This is a genomic window from Oryzomicrobium sp. (genome assembly GCF_036820405.1).
GTDB lineage: Bacteria > Pseudomonadota > Gammaproteobacteria > Burkholderiales > Rhodocyclaceae > Oryzomicrobium.
Genome location: NZ_DAISLS010000011.1, coordinates 77242 through 97908 on the forward strand (window position 1 = coordinate 77242; position 20667 = coordinate 97908).

Here is a 20667-nt window from a genome sequence, read left to right on the forward strand (position 1 = left end):
GGCCGCGGCGCGCCATTATCGGCGATGCCGGCGGCCTTGCCCACGGCCGGCCGTGTAGGGCGGGGCGCCGAGGGACAGGAAGGGGCGCCGCCGGCCTGGGGCGGCCTGCGCCGGCTTACACCGGGCAGGCGACGTAGCGTCCCCGGCCGGCCTTCTTGGCCCGGTACATGCCACGGTCCGCCGCTTGCAGCAGGGCTCCGGCGGCGGTGTCGCCGCTGCCCGTGGCGATGCCGATCGACACGCCGATAGCACAGGGGATATCGGCGACAGTGAGGGGCGGGAGCAGCGTCTCGATGCACTTTTGGGCGACGATGCCGGCGGCGGCTTCGGCGTCCTCGCCCAGATCGCAGAGCAACAGCACGAACTCATCGCCGCCGACCCGGGCCAGGGTGTCGCTCTGGCGCACGATCTTGCCAAGGCGCTGGGCCACCTGGCGCAGGGCGTCGTCGCCGGCTTCGTGGCCGAGGGAATCGTTGATCAGCTTGAAGCCGTCCAGGTCCATGAACAGCAGGGCCACCCGGCTGCCGGTGCGCTGGGCGCGGGCCAGGGCCTGGTGCAGCCGGTCCGCCAGCAGGGCCCGGTTGGGCAGGCCGGTGAGGGAGTCGTGGTGGGCGATGCGGGCCAGTTCCGCCTGCTGCTCGTCGAGCTTCATCAGCAACCGGTTGAAAGCCCCGATCAGGTGGCCCACCTCGTCCTGGCGCACCACCGGCAGGGGCTCCAGGGGAATCTCGCCCCGGGTCATGCGCTCGGCGTGGTCGGCGGCACGGGACAGGGGGCGCAGCAGAACGTACATGCCAGTGGAGGCGAGGGCGGCGAACACCATGAAGGCGAGCACGCCGTTGCGCAGCAGGAAGGACTGGGTGCGGGCCACGGTGGCGAAGGCCTCCCGGCTGGGCAGGCGGGCCACCAGGAACCAGCCGGTGCTGGGCACCGTGACCATGGCCGAGACTTCTTCCACACCCTTGGCGTTGACCGTGATGCCGGTGCCCCGGTAGCCCCCCATGGCCCGGTCGTGCAGGGCGTTCACCCCGGAGGGCGGGGTGGGGGTGAACACCATGTCGGGTTCCGAGGCGGCAACGAACAGCCTGTCCTGGGGCGAGACGAGCAGGAAGCCGCCAGTGCCCTTGCCGATGTGGCTCTGCTGTAGCAGGTCGAGAAAGCCCGGTGTGGCCAGGGCGGTGATGCCCACCAGCGCGCCCCGCACCTCGCCCCGGCCGTCCAGGAGCGGCACCGCCATGGGCAGCACCGGTTCCTTGGCGGCCCGGCCCATCACCGGCCGGCCGATGGTGGTGCGGCCGGCCAGGGCGTCCTTGATGTAATCCCGGTCGGCATAGTCGCCATGCTCCCGGTCGGGCAGCACCGGGTAGTCGGCCAGCGCCACGCCCCGGGTGTCGGTGACGAATAGGCCGGCGGAAAACAGGGGCTGGAACTCGTAGTGTTCCTTGAGCCAGGCGCGCAGCGCCGCCGGGCGGCGCAGCAGGTCCGGCGGCAGGGCCGCGCCGATGCGTTCCAACAGGTTGCGACGGTGCACGATGCGTTCGTCGATGTCCCGGGCCACATAGGTGGCCAGCGCCAGTTGCTGGGCCTCCACCACCGTCGCCAGGTCCTCGCGCAGGAAATGGCTGATGGCGTAGTAGCGGGCGGCGATGCCGATCGTGACGAGGCACAGCCCGAGCAGCATCAATCGGGAGATGAGGCTGTCGAAGGGGCGGATACGGCGGTTCAGGCGGAACATCATGCCGCCGATGATAATCCCTGGGTATGACCGAATGGGAGCGGACTGGCGTGGCCGGTGCGTGATTCGGCACGGAAGGGCGGAAAAATCCGCACCCCGCGTTCCGTGCCCGCCCGCCGGGCGGGGTTGACCTGCCGCCGCGCCTTCGGTTACGGTTGCCGTCATGACTTCCCAGCAGACCCCCATGATCGAGCGCAACGCTCCGATCGCTTCCCTCTCCCTGGCCCAGCTCCTGGACCTGGGTCTGCTGCTGCGCGTCTAGCGCGCACATACTCTCCCCCCTCCTGTTGAAACCGCCTCCGCCAGCCTCCGGGCCGGCAAGGGCGGAATGCGCGAGCCTCGCGGCTTCGGGCCATCCTCGACTCCCCTTTCGTCGTCGTTTTTCTCCTCCGGAGACTGTCATGACCTCCCTGCAACTGCTGCTACTGCCCGCCTTCTCCATCCTGCGACTGCCGTCCGGCTGCCAGGCCGCGAACCATGTCCGCGACACCGCCGGACAGCCTGGCAGCCCCATGCGTGCCCCTTCTTTCCGTTATCGACCGCATTGGAGTAGATCATCATGTTGAAGAACCCCGCCGCCAAATACCGTCCCTTCACCCCGGTGCACGTCACCGACCCCACCTTCGCGCGGACCTGGCCTAACCAGGTGATCGCCCGCCCGCCGATCTGGATGAGCACCGATCTGCGGGACGGCAACCAGGCGCTCTTCGAGCCCATGGATGCCGAGCGCAAGATGCGCATGTTCAAGACCCTCGTGGCCATCGGTTTCAAGGAAATCGAGGTCGCCTTCCCCTCCGCCTCCCAGACCGACTTCGACTTCGTCCGCGAATTGATCGAAGGCGGCCACATCCCGGACGATGTGACCATCGAGGTCCTCACCCAGGCCCGGGATCACCTCATTCGCCGCACCTTCGAATCGTTGCAGGGCGCCCGCCGCGCCATCGTGCACCTCTACAACGCCACGGCCCCCAACTTCCGCCGCATCGTCTTCGACACCGACCAGGCCGGGGTCAAGGCCATCGCCATTGAGCACGCCCGCCTGATCCGGGACTGCGCCGCTGCACAGCCCGACACCGAGTGGGTGTTCCAGTACAGCCCCGAAGTGTTTACCGGCACCGAGCTCGACTTTGCCCGGGAGGTCTGCGACGCCGTCACCGAGGTCTGGCAGCCCACCCCGGAACGCAAGTGCATCATCAATTTGCCGGCCACGGTGGAGATGGGCACCCCCAACTACTACGCCGACCAGATCGAGTGGATGCACACCCGCCTCGCCCGGCGCGATTCGATCATCCTCTCGGTGCACCCCCACAACGACCGGGGCTGCGCCGTGGCCGCCGCCGAGTTGGCAGTGATGGCCGGCGCCGACCGGGTCGAAGGCTGCCTGTTCGGCAACGGCGAGCGCACCGGCAACGTGGACGTGGTGACCCTCGCCCTCAACCTCTACTCCCAGGGCGTGGACCCGGGCCTCGACTTCTCCCGCATCAACGACGTGGCCCGCACCGTCGAGCACTGCACCCAGTTGCCGATCCACCCGCGCCACCCCTATGTCGGCGACCTCGTGTTCACCGCCTTCTCCGGATCCCACCAGGACGCCATCAAGAAGGGCCTGGCCGTCCAGCGGCCGGACGCCGTCTGGGAAGTGCCCTACCTGCCCATCGACCCGGCCGACGTGGGCCGCACCTACGATTCGATCATTCGGGTCAACAGCCAGTCCGGCAAGGGCGGCATCGCCTACCTGCTCGAAACCGAGGTGGGCCTCGTCATGCCGCGCCGCCTCCAGGTGGAATTCTCCGGCGCCGTGCAGCGGGTCACCGACGCTACCGGCGGCGAGATGACCGCCAGCGCCCTCTGGCAGGTGTTCAGCCGCGAATACCTGGAAGCCGTCGCCCCGGTGCGTTACGTCGGCCACCACCTGTTCGAGGCCGCCCAGGAGCGTCAGGGTATCGCCCTCACCGTGGACATCGGCGGTGACACCCGGGAGTTGCGCGGCGAAGGCAACGGCCCCATCGACGCCACGGTGGATGCCCTGCGCCAGGCCGGTTTCGAGGCCGCCGTGCAGCACTACGAGGAACACTCCCTCGGCAAGGGCGCCGACGCCCGGGCCGTGGCCTACGTGGAGATGACCGTGCCCGGCCGCCCCGGCGCCACCTTCGGCGTCGGTGTGCACGGCAACATCATCACCGCCTCGGTGCTGGCCGTGGTCTCCGGCATCAACCGCAGCCAGGCTGGCGTTGGCGTGTCGGCGGAGGCTGGCGTTCAGGCGGCCTGACCCTTCTGTCCCAGTGCCAAATGGCCACAGCCATCGGAAAATCCGATGGCTGTTTTTTTGACTGCCCCAAGCGCAAGTGTTGGCGCGGGGCTTGCTGCGCCGGTGCGGTCAGCCTTCGGAAATGCCGAAGGCTCGGGCCGCCTTCCGGGGCGTGTGCGGAAGGGATGTGGAACGGGGCGGAATGGGGCGCCCTGCCCGATGGCCCCGGGACGGCTGGCGCATCCGCCCGGCCCCGGCTTCAGCCGGGGCCCCCCGCCGCTGCCTCCCGCCCCGCCAGCAGGGCAGCCTCCCCCATCACCAGTTCGGCGATGGCGTCGGCCACCGCCCGTACCCGGGGCGAGCGGCGCAGGTCCGGGTGCAGCACCAGCCATAGCTTGCGCCGGGTCGGGCAGTCGTAAGCGGGCAGGCGCACCAGTACATCGTCCCGGTTGCCGAGGAAGTAGGGCAGGGCGGTCACCCCCAGGCCGGCCCGGGCTGCCTGATAGAGGCCGGCCAGGTCGTTGCTGCGCAGCACCGTGGGGCGCCCGGCGGTGAGGCTGTCGAGCCATTGCTGCTGAGGCACCTGGCGCAGGCTCTCGTCGTAGCCGACGAATTCCCACTCTGTCGCCGGCCGGGCCGCCCATTTCGGCGTGGCGAACAGGCCGTAGCCCATTTCCGCCAGGGGCCGGGCCACCAGGCCGGGAGCGCTGGGGCGGGACAGGCGCAGGGCCAGGTCGGCCTCGCGCCGGGTCAGGTTGGCCTCCCGGGCCTCGCCCACCACTTCCAGGCGGATATCCGGCCAGCGCCGACGCAGAGGCCCCAGGCGCGGGACGAGAAAGTGGCTGGCCACCACCGGCGGGGCGGAGAGGCGCACTGTGCCGGACAGGGTGGCTACGCCCAGGGCGGCGCGGCCGAAGGCCAGGGCCTCGTCCTCCATGCGCTGGGCGTGCTGGGCCAGGGCCTCCCCTTCCGGGGTGAGGTGCCAGCCCCGGGGCAGCCGGTCGAACAGGCGCAGCCGGAGGGCCTGCTCCAGGGCATCGACGCGCCGGGCCACGGTGGAGTGCTCCACCTTGAGAGCGCGGGCGGCGCCGGACAGGCTGCCTTCCCGGGCCAGGGCGAGAAAGTGGCGCACGTCGTCCCATTGCAGGGGGACGTTCAGGTCTGGTGAATTTTGCACAATGAATGTGTATTTGTTGGGAATTTTCGGGCGATTTTGAACGGATTACAGTGGGCCGGCAATGCGCTCCCGGGGCAATAGCGCTGCGCCAGCAACACGGTGCGAGGCCCGGGGCTTCTGGAGGTTTTTCCGAGGCTTTCCAGCGGCCCGCCCTGGGGGCGTCATTTTTCACGTCATCCGTTTCGAGAGGTCGCCATGTCATCCCTTGCCCCGTCCGCCGCCGTTGCGGCGCCCCACGCGCCCCTGACCCACGCCACCGAAGTCCGTCTGCACCGCTACGGCGACGCCGCTGCTCTCCAGGTCGAACATCGCCCCCTGCCCGCTCCCGGGCCCGGGGAAGTGCAGATCCGCCACCGCGCCATCGGCGTCAATTTCGTCGATATCTACCACCGCACCGGCCTCTACGCCCTGCCGTCCCTGCCCGCCACCCTGGGGGTGGAAGGGGTGGGGGAAATCGTCGCCCTGGGGGCCGGTGCCGCCGAGCAGTACGGCCTGGCCCTGGGCCAGCGGGTGGCCTACGCCGGGCCGCCGGCGGGCAGCTACGCCAGCGCGCGCAACTTCCCCGCCGCCCGGGCGGTGCCTCTGCCCGACGGGGTGTCCGACGCCAGCGCCGCCGGCGCCATGCTGCGCGGCATCACCTCCCACATGCTGTTCGCCCACGTCCGGCCCCTGCGGCCCGGCGACACGGTGCTGGTCCATGCCGCCGCCGGCGGGCTGGGGCTGGTGCTGACCCAGTGGGCCAAGGCCCTGGGGGCCACGGTGATCGGCACCGTGGGCAGCGCCGCCAAGGCCGAGCTGGCGGCCGCCCACGGCCTGGACCACGCCATCCTCTACAAGGACGAGGACTTCGTCGCGGCGGTGAAGGAACTGACCGACGGCCAGGGCGTGCATTACGCCATCGACGGCATTGGCGGCACCACCCTGGCCCGCACCCTGGAGGCGGTCCGCCCCTACGGCACGGCGGCGTCCATCGGCCAGGTGGCCGGTGACATCGGCCTCGTCGATCCGGCCCTGCTCGGCCCGGCCCGCTCCATCGCCCTGTCCCGCCCCGGGGTGTTCCGCTTCATGACCGACCTGGCGCGCTACCGGGAAGGGGCGGCAGCCACCCTGGAGCGTCTGGCCGCGGGCCTCAAGGTGGAAGTGGGGGGAACCCTGCCCCTGGAACAGGCCGCCGAGGCCCATCGCCGGCTGGAGGCGGGCGAGACCTCCGGGGCATTGTTGCTCCTGCCCTGAGCCGCCCTCCCCACGACGCACCGGCGGGCCGGGCCCGGTCCGCCCATCGCCCCATCCTTATCTGGAGATTCCGACCATGCTGTACGTCGTCGTACTGCGCTACATTCGTCCCCTGGAGGACGTGGACGCCCACCTGGCGGCCCACCGCGATTACCTGTACCGGGGCTATGCCGCCGGCCGCTTCCTCGCCTCCGGCCCCCAGGAGCCGCGCCAGGGCGGCATCCTCCTCGCCCGGGCGCCCTCCCGGGATACGCTGCTCGACTGGCTGGCGGAAGATCCGTTCCACCAGGCCGGCGTGGCCGCCTTCGAGGTACTGGCCTTCCAGCCGACGCTGCGGGCGTCGGAGCTGCCCGTCGACCTGGCGCCGGACAGCGTGGCCCTGCCGCGCCTGGGCGCGTGATTTGCCCTTAACCGGCCGGGGCCCCGGCACCACTCATGAAAGGAGCGAGAATGTCCGCATCCGAGACGGCAATCCCCGCCGTTACCCTGGCCGACCTCCCGCTGGCCGAGCATGGCAACGGTGCACACTTCCAGGCCCGCGCCGCCCAGCTCGGCCCCTTGCTCGGCCTGCGGGGGCTGGGTGCCCGGCTGGTGGAGCTGCCGCCGGGCAAGCGCGCTTGGCCGCGCCACCACCACTACGCCAACGAGGAGCTGGTGGTGATCCTGGAAGGGCGCGGCACCTGGCGCTTCGGTTCCCAGCGCCGTCCGGTGGCGGCCGGGGATGTGCTCGGGGCCCCGGCGGGCGGGCCGGAAACGGCCCACCAGCTGGAAAACGATTCGGACGTCCCGCTGCGCTACCTGGTGGTCAGCACCATGCACGCTCCGGACGTGATGGGCTATCCCGATTCGGGCAAGGTGGCGATCTTCGCCGGTGCCCCCCCGGGGGGCGACAAGGCGGCCCGGACCCTGGAGTACGTGGGCCGCCTCGGGCCGGCGGCCGGGTATTGGGATGGAGAGGACGGCCCGGAGGCGTGATCCCGGGCACCGGGAGGTCGGGGGGGGGCGAAGGGGCGCTGTTCCGGCCCCGCCGCCGCCCGGCCTATGCCTATATGCGCCGGTACGTCGCCGGCCCGTTCAGCCCGTCCAGATGCGCACCCAGGGCAGGATCACCGGCAGCAGCAGGGCGGTGAGGGCGCCGTTGAGGCCCATGGCCAGAGCCGAGAAAGCGCCGGCCTGCTCGCTGGACTGGAAGGCCCGGGCGGTACCGATGCCGTGGGCCGCCACGCCAATGGCGAAGCCGCGCACCGCCGGGTCCTTGAGGCCCATGGCGTTGAACAGGTAGGGGGCGGTCACCGCACCGAGGATGCCGGTGACCATCACCAGCACGGCCGCCAGGGAGGGCAGGCCGCCGTTGCGCTCGGCGATGCCCATGGCGATGGGCATGGTCACCGACTTGGGGGCCAGGGACATCAGGGTGGCGGTACTGGCGCCGAGCAGGTGGCCGATGGCGATGGCCGACAGGGCCGCCACCAGGCAGCCCACCACCAGGGCCACCAGCACCGGGACGATCATCGACCACACCTTCTTCAGCTGGGCGTGCAGCGGCAGGGCCAGGGCCACGGTGGCCGGGCCGAGCAGGAAGTGCACGAACTGGGCGCCGTCGAAGTAGCGCTGGTAGGGCACGCCGGTGACGGTGAGCAGGGTCACCAGGGTGACCACGGCGAGCAGCACCGGGTTGGCCAGGGGGTGGAAGCCGGCCCGCTTGTACACCCAGAAGGCACCCTGATAGGCGAGCAGGGTGACGGTCAGGCCCATCAGGGGCGAGGCCGACAGGTAGACCCAGATGGCGGAAAGGGGCTGGGGGGTGATCAGGGGGCTCATTACGCACCCTCCCCGGCCGGAGCGGCGGGCGCGGCCGGCGCTCCGGGGCCGCGCCGCGCCGCTACGGCCTTCATCACCAGGGCGGTGACGGCCAGGGTGAGCAGGGTGCTGACCACCAAGGACAGGACGATGGGCAGCCATTCCGCCTCCAGGCGGTGGAAGTGCACCATCACCCCGGTGCCGGCGGGCACGAACAGGAGGGACAAGTGTTGCAGGATGCCCTGGGAGGTGGATTGCAACTCGTGGCTGGGGCCGTCGCCGAGCACCAGGGTGGCGAACAGCAGCAGCATGCCGATCACCGGGCCCGGCACCGGCAGGTCGAGCCAGCGGGCGATCACCTCGCCGATCAGCTGGAAGATGAGGAGTTGGGTCAGGGCTGCGAGCATGGGGCCTCCAAAAGCAATGACCGCCACGCCTCGGTCCCGGAGGGCGAGGGGCGGCGGTGGGTCGTTGGTACTGGCTTGCAATAATAATCCGAACCGGAGCGGCGATTGCATACCTGGGGTCACATCTGCCGTGACCGGGTTTTTTTGGTTTCGCTTCCGGGCGCTCCGGTCTGGACCGGGGGATGGGGGCCGATCCGTCCGGAAGTTCAGCCCCGGCGGCGGTTCAGCCGCGCAATTCCCCGGGTGTGGTGCCGAAGAAGGCGCGGAAGGCGGCGGTGAACGCCGAGGGCGAATCGTAGCCGTGGGACAGGGCCACGGCGGTGACGCTCTCGCCCGCCTCCAGGGCGGCCAGGGACATGAGCAGGCGCAGGCGCTGGCGCCATTCGCGGAAGGTCAGCCCGGTGTCCTGGGCGAAGCGCCGCGCCAGGGTGCGCTCCGAGGCGCCGGCCTCGGCGGCCCAGTCGGCCAGGGTGCGGCGGTCGTCCGGGTCGGCCTGGAGCGCCGCGCACAGCGCTGCCAGCCGATCGTCCGTCGGCAGGGGCAGGGTGAAGGCGGCGGCGGGCAGACGGGCCAGCTGGTCGATCAGCACCTGCACCAGGCGGCCGTCCTCGCCGTCCGGGTCGTATTCCACCGGCAGCGCCGCCACGGCGCGGATCAGCTCCCGGGCCAGGGGCGTCACCTCCAGCACCCGGCACTCGGCCGGCATCCGGGCGGCGGCCTCGGGGGCCAGGTACAGGCTGCGCATCTCGGTGGGGCGGTGGGATTCCACCTGGTGGTCCACCCCGGGGGGAATCCACACTCCGTAGCGAGGCAGGGCCACGTGGTTGCCGGTGGGGGTGCGCACCCCGAGCACGCCGCTGATGGCGTAGGAGAACTGACACCAGGGGTGGCGGTGCACCTCGGTCCACGACCCGTCGGGCAGGGATTCGCTGCGGTTGTAGAGGGGCCGGGGCAGGGCGGCGAGGGCGGGAACGGCGCGTTTCATGGGCTTGTCCGGTTGGCGATGGCGGTTGGCGGACCGTCGAAAGTCGGACAGACGGGATGGGCGTAGAGTTTCCTCCCGCGCGGGTGTCCGCGCAATCGCCGCCGCCCGCATCGGCTGCGGCCTTTTCCGGAGCGCTCCCCATGCCCGCCTTCTCCCTCGGCCAGACCCTCTGGCGCACCTTCAACCGGGTCATCCGGGACTGGTTCCTGGTCGGCATGCTCGGCGCCGTGGCCCTGGCCAGCCAGTTCCCCGGCCTGGGCAAGAGCGGCGGCCTGCTGCACATCGACCAGGTCACCGACGTGGGCATCGCCCTGGTGTTCTTCCTGCACGGCCTGGGGCTGTCCCTGACCAGCCTGCGCGACGGCCTGATGCGCTGGCGGGTGCACGTGCTGGTGCAGCTGTTCACCTTCGCCGTCTTCCCGCTTCTGTGGTGGCTCGCCAATGCCGCCCTGGGCGACCGGGTGTCCCCGGGCCTGGTGCTGGGCTTTTGCTACCTGTGCGCCCTGCCGTCCACCATCTCGTCGTCGGTGGCCATGACCGGCCTGGCCCGGGGCAACGTGCCGGCGGCGATCTTCAACGCCACCTTGTCCACCCTGCTCGGCATCGTCATGACCCCGCTGCTCATCGCCCTGCTACTAGGCAGCGTGACCATGGGCGGCAGCGGTGGCCACACCCAGTCCCTGGCCGAAGCGTCCCTGGCCATCGCCCGCCTGCTGCTGCTGCCCCTGGTGGTGGGCATGGCGCTGCGGCCGGTGCTGCACAAGTGGCATGTGCGCTTCAAGCGCTACACCAACCTGCTCGACCGCTTCGTCATCCTGCTGCTGGTGTTCGGCGCCTTCTGCGACTCGGTGGCTTCCGGGGTGTGGCGCGACCAGGGGCTGGAGGTGCTGGCCCAGACCCTGGCCGGCGTGGCGGTGCTGCTCGCCATCGTCCTCGCTCTCACCACCTGGACCGCCCGGCGCTTGGGCTTCGCCACCGAGGACGAGATCACCGCCGTATTTTGCGGCTCGAAAAAGACCCTGGCTTCCGGCGTACCCATGGCCAAACTGCTGTTCGGCGCCCACCCGGCCCTGGGGCTGATCGTGCTGCCGATCATGCTCTACCACCAGCTGCAACTGTTCGTCTGCTCGGTGCTCGCCTCCCGCTACGGCGCGCGGGAGGGGTGAGGGGCGCGGTTGCCTGGGTGTGTTTCCCGTGAGCCGCCGGCCCTTTGGGCCGGCGGTTTTGCTTTTATGGCGAGGGGACGGGGCGCGAGGGAACGGGACGGTTCAGGGATGGATGGCGGAGGATGCCTACCCCGAATCGTTACAGCGCGCGGATCTTGTTCACCAGCGCGGTGGTGGAACGCTCGTGGCGGAAGGGGATGGAATGGACCGTGCCGCCCCAGCCGAGCACTTCCGGGGCGCCGACGATGCGCTCCACGGGCCAGTCGCCGCCCTTCACCAGCACGGTGGGGCGGGCGTCCAGGATGCGGGCGATGGGGGTGTCCTCGTCGAACCAGGTCACCAGGTCCACGCAGCTGAGGGAGGCCATCACCGCCAGGCGGTCTTCCAGGATGTTGATGGGCCGGTCGTCGCCCTTGCCCTGGCGCTTCACCGAGGCGTCCGAGTTGAGGGCCACGATCATGGCTGCGCCCAGGGCCCGGGCCTGGGCCAGGTAGGTGACGTGGCCCCGGTGCAGGATGTCGAAGCAGCCGTTGGTGAACACCAGGGGGTGGGGCAGGGCGGCGGCGCGGGTGGCCAGTTGGTCGGGCGGGCAGATCTTGGCTTCGAAGCCGGGAGCGGGGTAGGCGGTCATGGGGTGGAAATGGGGTGGGATTGTTGGGGAGTGGAGTGGGAGTACTGGTGCGGGGCGCCATGGCCGGCGACGGCCATCCCCGCTTCCTCCACGCGGTTGCGTCCGGCGTGCTTGGCGGCGTAGAGGGCCTGGTCGGCTCGGTTGATGGCGTCTTCCAGGCCCTGGCCGGGGGCGATGGCGGTCAGGCCTATGCTGACGGTGGTGCCCTGGCCCTGGGCTGCCATGATTTCGGCCGCCTGGCGGATGCGTTCGGCCACGGCATGGCCCTCGCTGTGGCCGGTATCGGGCAGCAGCACGCAGAATTCCTCGCCGCCATAGCGGCAGCCCAGGTCATGCTGGCGTAGGCAGCCGACCAGGAGCCGGCTGAAGGCTTGCAGGGCGGCATCGCCGGTGGCGTGGCCGCGGCTGTCGTTGAGGTCCTTGAAGTGATCCAGGTCGATCAGCAGCAGGGTGGCCGGCCGGCCGTTGCGGGCGATGCGCGCGACCTCGTGGCCGGCCTGCTCGGTGAAGGCACGGCGGTTGGGCAGCTGGGTGAGGAAGTCGTGGCTGGCGGCCCGATTGAGCTCGCTCTGGAGGCGGTCACCGATCAGGGTCAGCAGTCCCAGGATTTTGGCGATGCCCAGCACCAGGGCGATCAAGATGAAGAGGCTCTGGTAGAGGTCGCCCCCCAGGTAGTCGCCGGTGGGCGCCTCGGCCAGGGTGACGAGGATGCGGGTGCCGTGGTTGGCCGCTTCCACCAGGACCAGGGCCGCCATCAGGCGGTGGACGATGGTGGTCGGCTGGGCCGCCGGGCGCAGCAGGGCATGGGCGATCAGCAGTTCCAGGCCGCCGACCATGATCGAGGTGAAGACGATGCGGCCGCTCAGCCAGTCCGGCCCAAGCCCCAGGGCAATGGACTGGAAAAGGACGGTCAGCACAGTGGGAAACAGCACCTGGCCGAAATGCACCGGCAGCCCGCGGAAGGTATTCATCCCCCGCCACAGCAGGGCGTTGCCGGCGATGATGCAGGCGTTGGCGGCGACGATGGAAATCGGCGCCCACACGATGCCGCGCAGGGAAATCCCCAGGCCGCCCAGAGCCATCAGGGCCGTGCTCCAGGCCCAGTCCCGGACCCCGGGCATGGCCGCGTGGCGCCGCCCGGTGAGCCACAGGGCGCCGGCAGACACCATCCCGACCAGCAAGATGACCAGATGCAGGGTGCGCAGGTCGAGGGTGAAGTGGGGGGAGGCGGGCATCGGTTCAGGCGCTGCCGGCGCAGCCGTGCCCCTGGGGAGGCCGGAGCGGCATTCCCTCTGGGATGGCGGGCTGGAGCGGTCGGTGCGGCATGGGATGGCGATGCGGGAGTGCAGGGAGTGGGCCGGAATACGGGATGCCGGAATACGGGCCTAGGATAAGCCGAATGGCCGGTGGCAAAACGGCAGTAATGCGCATTTTACCGCTCGGCCGGTCCAGGCTTCCAGGCATCAAGGCAGGCGCCCGGCGGCAAGCAGCCGGCTGCCCAGCACGCCGGGGGAAATCCATAACACCAGGTCGTCGAATTCGCCGCCGGGGCTGCCGGCGGGGGCCGGGTCGTGGCTGACGAAGACCGGGTTGCCCGGACTGTCCTGGTTCTCTGTCTGGTCGGTGCCGTTGGCCGTGGCGTCCCGCCCGAGGGAGAGCACCACCGCCACCGCATTCCGGGCCAGGGCGGTGCTGCCGGCGGGGCAGTTCGCCGTCGCGCCGCTGCCGCTGGCCGGGCCGGCGCTGCACAGACGCAGCTTGCCGGATTGGGCGAACACGTCCGGCCAGTTGGCCTGGAGGCCGCCGCTGGTGGTGAAGGCGCCGGACTGGGCGGTGGCCACGGCGTAGCGCAGTCGGTTGCCCCAGCCGTCCAGCGCGAACCCGGCCCCGTCCACCGGGCCGACGCCCAGGGTGGCGGCGGGCAGGAAGCCGTCGTAGGGGTTGCTGCAGGCACCGCCGCCGTCGGGCGATTCGATGCCGTTGCTGGTGGCGCTGGCCGGGCAGGGCAGCCGGCCGTGGACGGCGGCAAAGCCGAGCAGGGCCTCCCGGACAGTGTCCAGGGTGGCCCGGGTTTCCTGGCGGCTGCGCAGTTCGAGCTGGCCGCTCAGTGGGATGGCGAGGCCGCCGATCAGGAAGGCGGCGATGACCAGCACCACCGCCAGTTCGGCCAGGGTGAAGCCTCGCGGGAGGAGCGGGGAATGGCGCGTCATGGCGTGGTGCAGGCCAGGTCCAGGCTGAGGTCGCGGCGGATGCAGACGATGCGGTCGTTGCCGCTGGCTTGGCTGTAGCGGCCGAAACCGGCGCTGCCGGGCTGGGCGTTGAGCAGGGCAGCGGCATTGGTGCCGCCCAGGTAGTTGGCTGGGTCGTTGCGTTCGGCCTGGGTCTGGCGGCGTTGGCCGGCGGTGGCGCGGCCGGCGAAGATTACCAGGGCCGCGTAGGGGCCGGCGCCGTCCACGTAGAGGCAGTTGCCGGTGCAGGTGCCGTTGCCGGCCTGGGCCGGCTGGAAGTCCGGGGCGACGGCGTAGAAGAAGTGGTCCTTCCACTTATCCCACCAGCCATCTGGGCTGTTGGCGGCGGTGGGGCTGCCCGCCACCCGGTCCCAACCGGCGGGGCAGTTGTCGGTGCGCAGCAGGCGGCAGGAAGCGCTGGCGCTGCCGTTGCAGGCCGCCAGGCCCGGGCTGGCGTTGCTCTTGCCGGTGGCCTGGTGGCTCAGCCAGACGTGGAAGGGTATCCGGCCGGCCAGCAGGCCGGCGGCGTCCTTGAAAGCGTCGTTTTCGAAGGTGTTGGGGGCGGTGCCGGTCAGAGCCAGGGGGCTGGCCCAGGGCAGGCGCCGGTAGGCGTTGCCGGCGGCGAAGGATGCCAGGCAGTCGGCGATCCGCTGCGCCAGGGCCGGAGATGGGCCGTTGCGCAGATAGGCCGGGTCGTACAGGGCGGCGGCAAAATCGCCACGCCGGGCGATCCCCCGGGGAGCTTGGGCGGTGCCGAACAGATCCCGGGGCTGTAACCAGGCGAGCTGGTCGTTGGCATCCCGGCCGGCGTCGGGTTGGGCGAGGAGGGTGACGCCATCGATGGCCGGGTTGAGGAAGGCGTTGTCGACCGCGCTGCCGTCGGCCAGGACGACCCGGTCGAGAAAATGGCTCGGATCGCTGTCCTGGCCGCATTCGCCGCTGCCTGAGGCGAGGCGATTCTGGCCCGCCAGGGCAGGCCCGGGGGCGAACACCACCACGGCGGCCAGATCGCTGGGGGCGGGGCCGGCCAGCCAGACGCTGCGGCTGCTGGCCCGGATGGCGAACTGGCCGGGGGAATCCCAGTTGAGCAGGTAGGGCTTGGTGCCGGTCTTGAAGCTGCCGGACACGGCGTACCACAGGCAGTGGCCGTCGTAGTCCTTGAGGGGCGGCAGGCCCAGGGTCTGCCAGGGCAGCCGGCCGAGAGCGCTCACGCCCCGGCCACCGCAGGTGGAGGCGGCGACGCCTTCGCTGCCGGTGCCCAGGTCGGGGCAGGGCAGGTGGCCGGGCACGTAGGGCTTGCCGCTGCTTTCCGGGTAGGTGATGGCGTAGGCGATCAAGGCCTCCCGGGCCTGTTGCAGTACCTGGGTGTTGAAGCGGCGACGTTCCCCGGTGAGGTCGAGGCGGGCCAGGCCGGTGACCAGGAGTCCGGCGGCGGCCACCCCGACCAGGGCCAGCAGGAGGAACAGGGCGGCGCCGCGTTGCTGGGCGTGCGCCCGGCGGGGGCCGGCGAGTTTGCGGGCGGATCGGCTCATGGCGTCGTGCTGCGGCGTATGGTGATGGCGCCGGCGGGAAGCAGCGGATGGTGATGTCCGGCGCCATCCAGGCCGTCGCCGGGACGCAGTTCCTGGTTGCCCTGACGGGCTCCTCGTCGGGTTGGGGCGAAACCGTCCGGCCAGGGGCGCGAGTGGGGATGGCCGTTCAGCCACAGGACGCGCTGGCCGTCGCCGCGTACCACCAGGCCGTCCAGACGCAGGGCGGTGTCTGCCGCGGCGCCGACGAGGCCGTCGTGGCGGCGCGCATCCAGTTGCCGGCGCTCTTCGGCGTTGAAGAACAGGCGCTCCGGAGCCTCCTGGCCGGTTGCCGGCCAGGGTGCCAGGGACAGGAGCAGGGCCATGAGGGGAACGATGAGGGGGGCGAAGGCGGGCTTCATGGCCGGGGCGCTTTCTCGGCGGCGATCCAGTCCAGGGCGCAGTCGGCCTCCAACGTTGCAGCGGTGGCGGTGCCGTCGGGGGCAAGGCGTTGCAGCCGGCAGCGGCGCACCACCACCCGGGCCCGGGCCTCCTGCTCCAGGGCGCCGAGCAGGGCGAACAATTTCCCCTCGTGGGCCAGCCGCAGGCGCAGGGCCATGGGGGTGCGGTGGAAGACGTAGCCGCCGGCGTCGCCCAGGGGCTGGCGCGGGGCGAACTCATACTCCAGGGCGGCCGGCGCCAGGTGCCGGCCGAGGCCGGCCAGGGTTTCGACCCACTCCAGCCGCCCGCCGTCCAGAATGCCGCGGCGTTGCAGGCGGGCGAACTGTTCGGCGTGGTGGCGGATGTCCTGCGCTTCGTCCTCGATGCGGGACAGCCGGCTGGCGGCGTCCCGGAGGCGGGCATCGGCGGCGGTCCGGCCCCGTTCCGCCTGGGTGAGGGCGTAGCCGCCCCCGGCCAGGGCCAATGCGCCCAGGGCCATCAGTGCCAGGGTGAACGCCAAGGGACGGCGCAGGCCGGCCAGCTCGGTGCGGGTGGGCAGAAACCAGGTCATGGCGCGGAAACCTCCAGGCTGAGGGCAAAGGCTGGGGCGGCGCTTTCACCATGGCTTCCACTGCGCAGCGTCGCGCCCGGTGACAGGTCGTAGGGCGCTTGCAGCACCGTTGGCGGCGTGCCGGTCGCCTCGGCCAGCCGCCGGGTGAAGGCGGTGAACGCGGCCATGGCGGCGCGGGGCGAGGGATCGCCGGCCGGGCGCAGGGCGCCGTGCAGTTCGGCCCGCAGCGTTCCCGCCGCATCCGTTTGCCGGGGTGGGGTATCGCCCCCGTCGCCGGTCTGGACCTCCCGGGACCATTCCAGGCGGGTCAGTTCGATTTCCGGGGCGGCGGCCAGGGCCCGGCCGAGGGCGTGCAGGAGAGGCTCGAACGACGGGCTCTGGCGTTCCAGCGCCTGGTAGCGGCCGACCACGGCCCGCAGGGTGTCCCGGTCGGTGGGGGAGGGCGGCAGGGCGGCCAGCCCGGTCCGGTAGCGTTCTTCCGCCGCCGCGGCTTGCCGGGCCAGTTGCTGGCCCTCCCGTTCCAGCATGGCGGCCCGGTGCCATTGCCACAGGCCGATCGACAGGCAGAGCAGCAGGGTGAGGGCGCCCAGGCGAGGCAGCAGGCGGCCGGCTTGCCAGAGGCGATAGCGGCGGCGCAGGAGCGGCGGGGCGAATTGGGCTGCCGGGGGATGCCGTGCCAGTAAGGTCGGCAGCGCTGCGGGCAGGTCGGCGGTAGGGGTCGAGCCGTTAGGGCACGGGAGGGCGAGGGCCGGGTCGAGCCAGCGGAGTTGGACCAAGAGCGTGGGGTGGGGGACGTCCTCGTGCAGCGGTTTTGCCGATGGGTTTTCGGGGGCCTGGGTCGTGCCGGGTGCAATCAGGCAGGCCGCCAGGGGAACTCCTTCCTTGGGCTGCCACAGGCCCTGGCTGTGCAGGTAGCGGGCCAGCCGTTCGGCTTCCCGGTGCGCCGCCTGGAACACGGCGTTTGGATCGGAAGCCTGGGCGGCAGGCACGGTCAGCGGGCTCAGGCGGCTCAGCCGCAGGGAACCACGGACCAGGTAGGTCTGCCGCAGGTGGCCGTCCTGGAACGTCAGCAGCAGGCAGGCGTCAAGCCGGTGCAGCCCCAGGCGGGCGGCCAGGGGCGCCGCCAGTTGGGCGGCGGAGTGGAGCCCGGCCACGGGGCGGCCCGCGTTGGCCAGGGCATCCAGCCAGGGCGCCAGCAGTCGCGGGGCGGTCAGGGCGGCCAGCAGCAGGCGCTCCTCGCGGCGGCGGCCGCCGGGGATGGGGGCGCGGGACAGCACCGTGGCGTAGGGCGTGGCGGGGAAGGTCCGTTCCAGGCGGCGGGCGATCACCGTGCGGCGTTCCGGGGCGGACAGGCGGGGCACGGTGATTTCCTGGAAGTCTTCCTCGGCCAGGTCGGCGAGCACCAGGCAGGGGCTGGCGTCCGTTTCGCCATCCAGGTGATGACGGAAGGCGGCGTGGCCTGCGTCGTCGGCGGAAAACCGTGCGGCGGCGCGCAAGCCCGTTGGCCCCGCTCGGTAGAGGGTCAGACCCTGGGCGTTCAGGTAGAGGATGGGGCGGGGCATGGGGGCCGTGTTACGCCTTGATGCGCCCGAGGGTGTCGTACACCGGCCCCAGCACCGCGAGCATCACCCAGCCGAGCAGGGCGCCGAGGATCAGGGTCAGGGCCGGTTCCACCAGAGACTGGAGCCGGGCGGCGCCGTCCCGCACGTCCCGGGTGTAGAAATAGCCGACGTTGGCCAGGGTCCGGTCCAGTCCGCCGGTCTGCTCGCCGATCCGCAGCATGCGCAGCACCAGGGGCGGGAACAGGCCGGTGTGGGCGAAGGCGGCGGCGATGCCGCTGCCCTGGGCGATCTGGGTCTCGGCCCGGGCCAGGGCCTGGCGGACGGCCCGGTTGCCGACCACCTGCCGGGTGATGCCCAGTCCTTCCAGCACCGGGATGCCGGCGCCGTAGAGCAGGGCGAAGGTGGCGGCGAAGCGCGACAGGGCGAGTTTCAGCAGTAACCCGCCGATCAAGGGCAGGCGCAGCAGTGCGCCGTCGGTGGCGAGGCGCAGCCGGGGGCTGGTGCGCCAGAGGGCAGTGCCCAGGGCCAGCAGGAGCGGGGGCAGGAGCTGCAGTGTCGGCCAGTGCCGCGCCAGCAGGTCGGAGACGGCGAACAGGGCCCGGGTCTGCAACGGCAGCGCCTGGCCCATGCCGCGCACGAACTGCTTGAGCTGGGGCACCAGGTAGACCATCAGGAAGCCGGTGGCAGCCAGCACCACCACCGCCACGAAGGCCGGGTAGGTCAGGGCGCGGCGGGTGTGGGCGGCCAGTTCATCCTCCCATTTCAGGGTGTCCCCCAGGCTGGCCAGTACCTCGGCCAGGCGGCCGCTGGCTTCCCCTGCCCGCACCAGGTTCACCGCCAGGGGCGGAAAGGTCCGACCCTGGGCGGCCATGGCCTGGGACAGGGATTGGCCGCCGGCCACTGCTTCGGCCAGGGCGGCGGCGGCCCGGCGGCTGCGGGGCCTGTCCAGGGTGTCACGCAGGTCGGTCAGGCCGTCCTGGAGGGGCACGCCGGCCCGGTACAGCTGTTCGAGGTGAAAGCACAGGTCGATCAGTTCGCGCCGCGGCAGGAGGCGATCCGGGCCAAGGCCGAGACCCAGGCTGAAACTGTTGGTGTGGAGCGGTGCGCCGCTCACCAGGTCCAGGCCGAGGCGGCCCAGGCGCGCCTCCAGGTCGGCCAGGCCCGCGGCGTCGATCTGGCCCCGTACCCGGCGGCCGTCGGCGTCGATGGCGCGGTAGGCGAAGCGCATGGCTACAGCCGCCCGGTCAGGTCCACCACCCGGGCCAACTCGTCCAGGGCGGTGTCGCCGGCCAGGACCCGGGCGGTGCCGTCCTCGGCCAGGGAGCGGAATCCGGCGCTCCGGGCGGCCTCGCCCAGGGCCCGCTGGGGGGCGCGGGATGCAACCAGTTCCTCCAGCTCGGCGTTCATGCGCAGGACCTCCATCACCGCCAGGCGGCCCCGGTAGCCCTGCCGGTTGCAGTGGGCGCAGCCGCCGGGGCGGTACAGCAGGGGGGCGGGAGATTCCGGGGCCAGGCCGAGCAGGCGGCGATCCCGGGCATCGGCGGGGCGGCCGGTCTTGCAGTGGGGGCAGAGGCGACGCACCAGGCGCTGGCTGACCACGCCGATCACGTTGCCGGCCAGCAGGTCCGGCGAGACGCCGATGTCGATCAGGCGGGGAAAGGCGCCCAGGGCCGAGTTGGCGTGCAGGGTGGAATAAACCTGGTGGCCGGTCATGGCGGCGCGGAAGGCCATGGCGGCGCCCTCGCTGTCGCGGATTTCGCCCACCAGGATCACGTCCGGGTCCTGGCGCATCATGGTGCGGATGCCCGTGGCGAAGTCCAGGCCGCTTTCGGCCACCGAGGTCTGGCGCACCAGGGGGAGGGGATATTCCACTGGGTCTTCCAGGGTCATGATGCTGATCTCGGGCCGGTTGAGGTGGCTGAGGATCGAGTACAGGGTGGTGGTCTTGCCGCTGCCGGTGGGGCCGGTGAACAGGATCAGCCCTTCCGGACGGGCGATCATGGTGTCGAGCTGGGCAAGCTGGTCGCCGCTCATACCCAGGCTGTCCAGAGGGACGATGCCCTTGTGCCGGTCGAGGATGCGCAGTACCAGGTTCTCGCCGTGCAAGGTGGGTTGGCTGGAGGCGCGGAAATCCACCGGGCGGCCGCCCAGGGTGAGGGTGGCGCGGCCGTCCTGGGGTGCCCGGCACTCGGCGATGTCCATGCCGGCGATGACCTTGAGCCGTACCGCCATGGCCGGCCAGTGGCTCTTGTGCAGCATCCGCACCTGGCGCAGCAGGCCGTCGATGCGGTAGCGGATGCGCAGGAAGGTGGCTTCCGGCTCGAAATGGATGTCCGAGGCGCCCTGCCGGGCGGCATCCGCCAACAGGGCGTCGATCAGGCGTACCACCGGCTGGCCGTAATCCTCCTGGCCGTGGTGCCCGCTTGCCGGCCACGGCGGGCGAGGCTCGGCGCTGCCGGTTTCGAGTTCGTGCAGGATGCCGTCGATGGACAGCTCGTGACCGTAGTGGGCGTCGATGGCCCGCTCGATCTCGGCCTCGCCGGCCACCAGGAGGCGCACTTCCGCCACGTCGTCGCCCAGATGGGCGCGGAGCCGGTCCAGGGCCACGATGTCGTCGGCGTCGGCCATTGCCAGGGTGAGGCACCGGGTTTCGGCGTCGAAGGCCAGGGGCAAGGCCCGGTGCCGTTCGGCCAGGTGGCGGGGCAGCAGGGCCAGGGCCTGGGGGTCGGGCAGGGCATGGGCCAAGTCCACGCCCTCCCGGCCCTGGCTTTCGCTCTGGGCCTGGCGCAGGGTGGCCTCGGCGATGAAGCCCAGTTCAACCAGCAGGCGGCCGATCGGCTGGCCGGTCCTGGCCCGCTCCCGCTGGGCGATGTGCATCTGGTCCGCGCTGACCAGGCCCCGGGCGATGAGGATGTCGCCGAGGGTGTGATGGAGTTGGGGGTGGGGCGCCATGGCCGGGGTCCAGGGGAATACGG

Annotated in this window: 19 protein-coding genes; 5 read left to right on the forward strand and 14 right to left on the reverse strand. The window is 71.5% G+C overall.

What is annotated here, in order from left to right; translation table 11 throughout:
• Positions 1-115: 115 nt before the first annotated feature.
• The gene (locus V7Z98_RS11985) at positions 116-1738 is read right to left on the reverse strand and encodes a diguanylate cyclase domain-containing protein (protein ID WP_334158222.1); all 1623 of its coding nucleotides are present in this window, start codon (positions 1736-1738) and stop codon (positions 116-118) included.
• A 556-nt stretch (positions 1739-2294) separates the two neighbouring features.
• On the opposite strand from V7Z98_RS11985, the gene leuA reads away from it, so the two are divergent.
• Positions 2295-4004: a 2-isopropylmalate synthase gene (gene leuA, locus V7Z98_RS11990; RefSeq protein WP_334158224.1), complete on the forward strand. Its 1710-nt coding sequence runs from the start codon at positions 2295-2297 to the stop codon at positions 4002-4004.
• Between the two features lie 238 nt (positions 4005-4242).
• On the opposite strand, the gene V7Z98_RS11995 is transcribed toward leuA, so the two are convergent.
• Positions 4243-5160 carry a LysR family transcriptional regulator gene (locus V7Z98_RS11995; protein ID WP_334158227.1) on the reverse strand — a complete coding sequence of 306 codons (918 nt, stop codon included), beginning with the start codon at positions 5158-5160 and terminating at the stop codon, positions 4243-4245.
• Positions 5161-5355: 195 nt separating this feature from the next.
• Between V7Z98_RS11995 and V7Z98_RS12000 the strand changes: the two genes are divergently transcribed.
• From V7Z98_RS12000 to V7Z98_RS12010, 3 genes are all read left to right on the forward strand, one after another.
• Entirely contained in the window at positions 5356-6393 is a 1038-nt protein-coding gene (locus V7Z98_RS12000; RefSeq protein ID WP_334158229.1) for a quinone oxidoreductase family protein, read from the forward strand.
• A gap of 76 nt (positions 6394-6469) precedes the next feature.
• The gene (locus V7Z98_RS12005; RefSeq protein ID WP_293264436.1) at positions 6470-6793 is read left to right on the forward strand and encodes a YciI family protein; all 324 of its coding nucleotides are present in this window, start codon (positions 6470-6472) and stop codon (positions 6791-6793) included.
• A 50-nt stretch (positions 6794-6843) separates the two neighbouring features.
• Complete coding sequence (locus V7Z98_RS12010; protein WP_334158231.1) at positions 6844-7368, forward strand: cupin domain-containing protein; 525 nt, start codon at positions 6844-6846, stop codon at positions 7366-7368.
• A gap of 99 nt (positions 7369-7467) precedes the next feature.
• On the opposite strand, the gene V7Z98_RS12015 is transcribed toward V7Z98_RS12010, so the two are convergent.
• The 3 genes from V7Z98_RS12015 to V7Z98_RS12025 form a co-directional block, all read right to left on the reverse strand.
• The gene (locus tag V7Z98_RS12015; protein ID WP_293264432.1) at positions 7468-8214 is read right to left on the reverse strand and encodes an LrgB family protein; all 747 of its coding nucleotides are present in this window, start codon (positions 8212-8214) and stop codon (positions 7468-7470) included.
• Complete coding sequence (locus tag V7Z98_RS12020; RefSeq protein WP_334158235.1) at positions 8214-8600, reverse strand: CidA/LrgA family protein; 387 nt, start codon at positions 8598-8600, stop codon at positions 8214-8216. Before V7Z98_RS12020 ends, V7Z98_RS12015 begins: the two co-directional genes overlap by 1 nt.
• 223 nt (positions 8601-8823) lie before the next feature.
• Positions 8824-9585, reverse strand: a complete 762-nt coding sequence (locus V7Z98_RS12025) for an AraC family transcriptional regulator (protein WP_334158237.1) — start codon at positions 9583-9585, stop codon at positions 8824-8826.
• Positions 9586-9725: 140 nt separating this feature from the next.
• On the opposite strand from V7Z98_RS12025, the gene V7Z98_RS12030 reads away from it, so the two are divergent.
• Positions 9726-10751 (forward strand): bile acid:sodium symporter family protein, encoded by a 1026-nt coding sequence (locus V7Z98_RS12030; protein ID WP_334158239.1) that lies wholly within the window; start codon positions 9726-9728, stop codon positions 10749-10751.
• Between the two features lie 139 nt (positions 10752-10890).
• Here V7Z98_RS12030 and rfaE2 read toward each other — a convergent pair whose 3' ends face one another.
• From rfaE2 to V7Z98_RS12075, 9 genes are all read right to left on the reverse strand, one after another.
• Positions 10891-11382 carry a D-glycero-beta-D-manno-heptose 1-phosphate adenylyltransferase gene (gene rfaE2 / locus V7Z98_RS12035; protein ID WP_334158241.1) on the reverse strand — a complete coding sequence of 164 codons (492 nt, stop codon included), beginning with the start codon at positions 11380-11382 and terminating at the stop codon, positions 10891-10893.
• The gene (locus V7Z98_RS12040; RefSeq protein WP_334158243.1) at positions 11379-12617 is read right to left on the reverse strand and encodes a GGDEF domain-containing protein; all 1239 of its coding nucleotides are present in this window, start codon (positions 12615-12617) and stop codon (positions 11379-11381) included. The genes rfaE2 and V7Z98_RS12040 overlap by 4 nt, the downstream gene beginning before the upstream one ends.
• A 228-nt stretch (positions 12618-12845) precedes the next feature.
• Positions 12846-13592, reverse strand: a complete 747-nt coding sequence (locus V7Z98_RS12045; protein WP_334158245.1) for a type II secretion system protein — start codon at positions 13590-13592, stop codon at positions 12846-12848.
• The gene (locus tag V7Z98_RS12050) at positions 13589-15142 is read right to left on the reverse strand and encodes a hypothetical protein (RefSeq protein ID WP_334158246.1); all 1554 of its coding nucleotides are present in this window, start codon (positions 15140-15142) and stop codon (positions 13589-13591) included. The genes V7Z98_RS12045 and V7Z98_RS12050 overlap by 4 nt, the downstream gene beginning before the upstream one ends.
• Complete coding sequence (locus tag V7Z98_RS12055) at positions 15139-15540, reverse strand: hypothetical protein (protein WP_334158247.1); 402 nt, start codon at positions 15538-15540, stop codon at positions 15139-15141. The genes V7Z98_RS12050 and V7Z98_RS12055 overlap by 4 nt, the downstream gene beginning before the upstream one ends.
• The gene (locus V7Z98_RS12060) at positions 15537-16130 is read right to left on the reverse strand and encodes a hypothetical protein (protein ID WP_293264414.1); all 594 of its coding nucleotides are present in this window, start codon (positions 16128-16130) and stop codon (positions 15537-15539) included. The genes V7Z98_RS12055 and V7Z98_RS12060 overlap by 4 nt, the downstream gene beginning before the upstream one ends.
• Complete coding sequence (locus V7Z98_RS12065; protein ID WP_334158249.1) at positions 16127-17692, reverse strand: hypothetical protein; 1566 nt, start codon at positions 17690-17692, stop codon at positions 16127-16129. The genes V7Z98_RS12060 and V7Z98_RS12065 overlap by 4 nt, the downstream gene beginning before the upstream one ends.
• 10 nt (positions 17693-17702) lie before the next feature.
• A complete protein-coding gene (locus tag V7Z98_RS12070) occupies positions 17703-18920 on the reverse strand; it encodes a type II secretion system F family protein (protein ID WP_334158251.1) in 1218 nt (405 codons plus the stop codon).
• 2 nt (positions 18921-18922) lie between these two features.
• Positions 18923-20644, reverse strand: coding sequence for a GspE/PulE family protein (locus V7Z98_RS12075; RefSeq protein WP_334158253.1), 1722 nt, complete (start codon positions 20642-20644; stop codon positions 18923-18925).
• Positions 20645-20667: the final 23 nt, after the last annotated feature.

Coding starts and splice junctions, on each gene's coding strand:
- rfaE2 (WP_334158241.1), bottom strand. CDS start 11,382: ATGACCGCCTACCCCGCTCCCGGCTTCGAAGCCAAGATCTGCCCGCCC.
- V7Z98_RS11985 (WP_334158222.1), bottom strand. CDS start 1,738: ATGATGTTCCGCCTGAACCGCCGTATCCGCCCCTTCGACAGCCTCATC.
- V7Z98_RS12065 (WP_334158249.1), bottom strand. CDS start 17,692: ATGCCCCGCCCCATCCTCTACCTGAACGCCCAGGGTCTGACCCTCTAC.
- V7Z98_RS12060 (WP_293264414.1), bottom strand. CDS start 16,130: ATGACCTGGTTTCTGCCCACCCGCACCGAGCTGGCCGGCCTGCGCCGT.
- V7Z98_RS12055 (WP_334158247.1), bottom strand. CDS start 15,540: ATGAAGCCCGCCTTCGCCCCCCTCATCGTTCCCCTCATGGCCCTGCTC.
- V7Z98_RS12045 (WP_334158245.1), bottom strand. CDS start 13,592: ATGACGCGCCATTCCCCGCTCCTCCCGCGAGGCTTCACCCTGGCCGAA.
- V7Z98_RS12050 (WP_334158246.1), bottom strand. CDS start 15,142: ATGAGCCGATCCGCCCGCAAACTCGCCGGCCCCCGCCGGGCGCACGCC.
- V7Z98_RS12020 (WP_334158235.1), bottom strand. CDS start 8,600: ATGCTCGCAGCCCTGACCCAACTCCTCATCTTCCAGCTGATCGGCGAG.
- V7Z98_RS12010 (WP_334158231.1), top strand. CDS start 6,844: ATGTCCGCATCCGAGACGGCAATCCCCGCCGTTACCCTGGCCGACCTC.
- V7Z98_RS12070 (WP_334158251.1), bottom strand. CDS start 18,920: ATGCGCTTCGCCTACCGCGCCATCGACGCCGACGGCCGCCGGGTACGG.
- leuA (WP_334158224.1), top strand. CDS start 2,295: ATGTTGAAGAACCCCGCCGCCAAATACCGTCCCTTCACCCCGGTGCAC.
- V7Z98_RS12025 (WP_334158237.1), bottom strand. CDS start 9,585: ATGAAACGCGCCGTTCCCGCCCTCGCCGCCCTGCCCCGGCCCCTCTAC.
- V7Z98_RS12040 (WP_334158243.1), bottom strand. CDS start 12,617: ATGCCCGCCTCCCCCCACTTCACCCTCGACCTGCGCACCCTGCATCTG.
- V7Z98_RS12030 (WP_334158239.1), top strand. CDS start 9,726: ATGCCCGCCTTCTCCCTCGGCCAGACCCTCTGGCGCACCTTCAACCGG.
- V7Z98_RS12000 (WP_334158229.1), top strand. CDS start 5,356: ATGTCATCCCTTGCCCCGTCCGCCGCCGTTGCGGCGCCCCACGCGCCC.
- V7Z98_RS12005 (WP_293264436.1), top strand. CDS start 6,470: ATGCTGTACGTCGTCGTACTGCGCTACATTCGTCCCCTGGAGGACGTG.
- V7Z98_RS12015 (WP_293264432.1), bottom strand. CDS start 8,214: ATGAGCCCCCTGATCACCCCCCAGCCCCTTTCCGCCATCTGGGTCTAC.
- V7Z98_RS12075 (WP_334158253.1), bottom strand. CDS start 20,644: ATGGCGCCCCACCCCCAACTCCATCACACCCTCGGCGACATCCTCATC.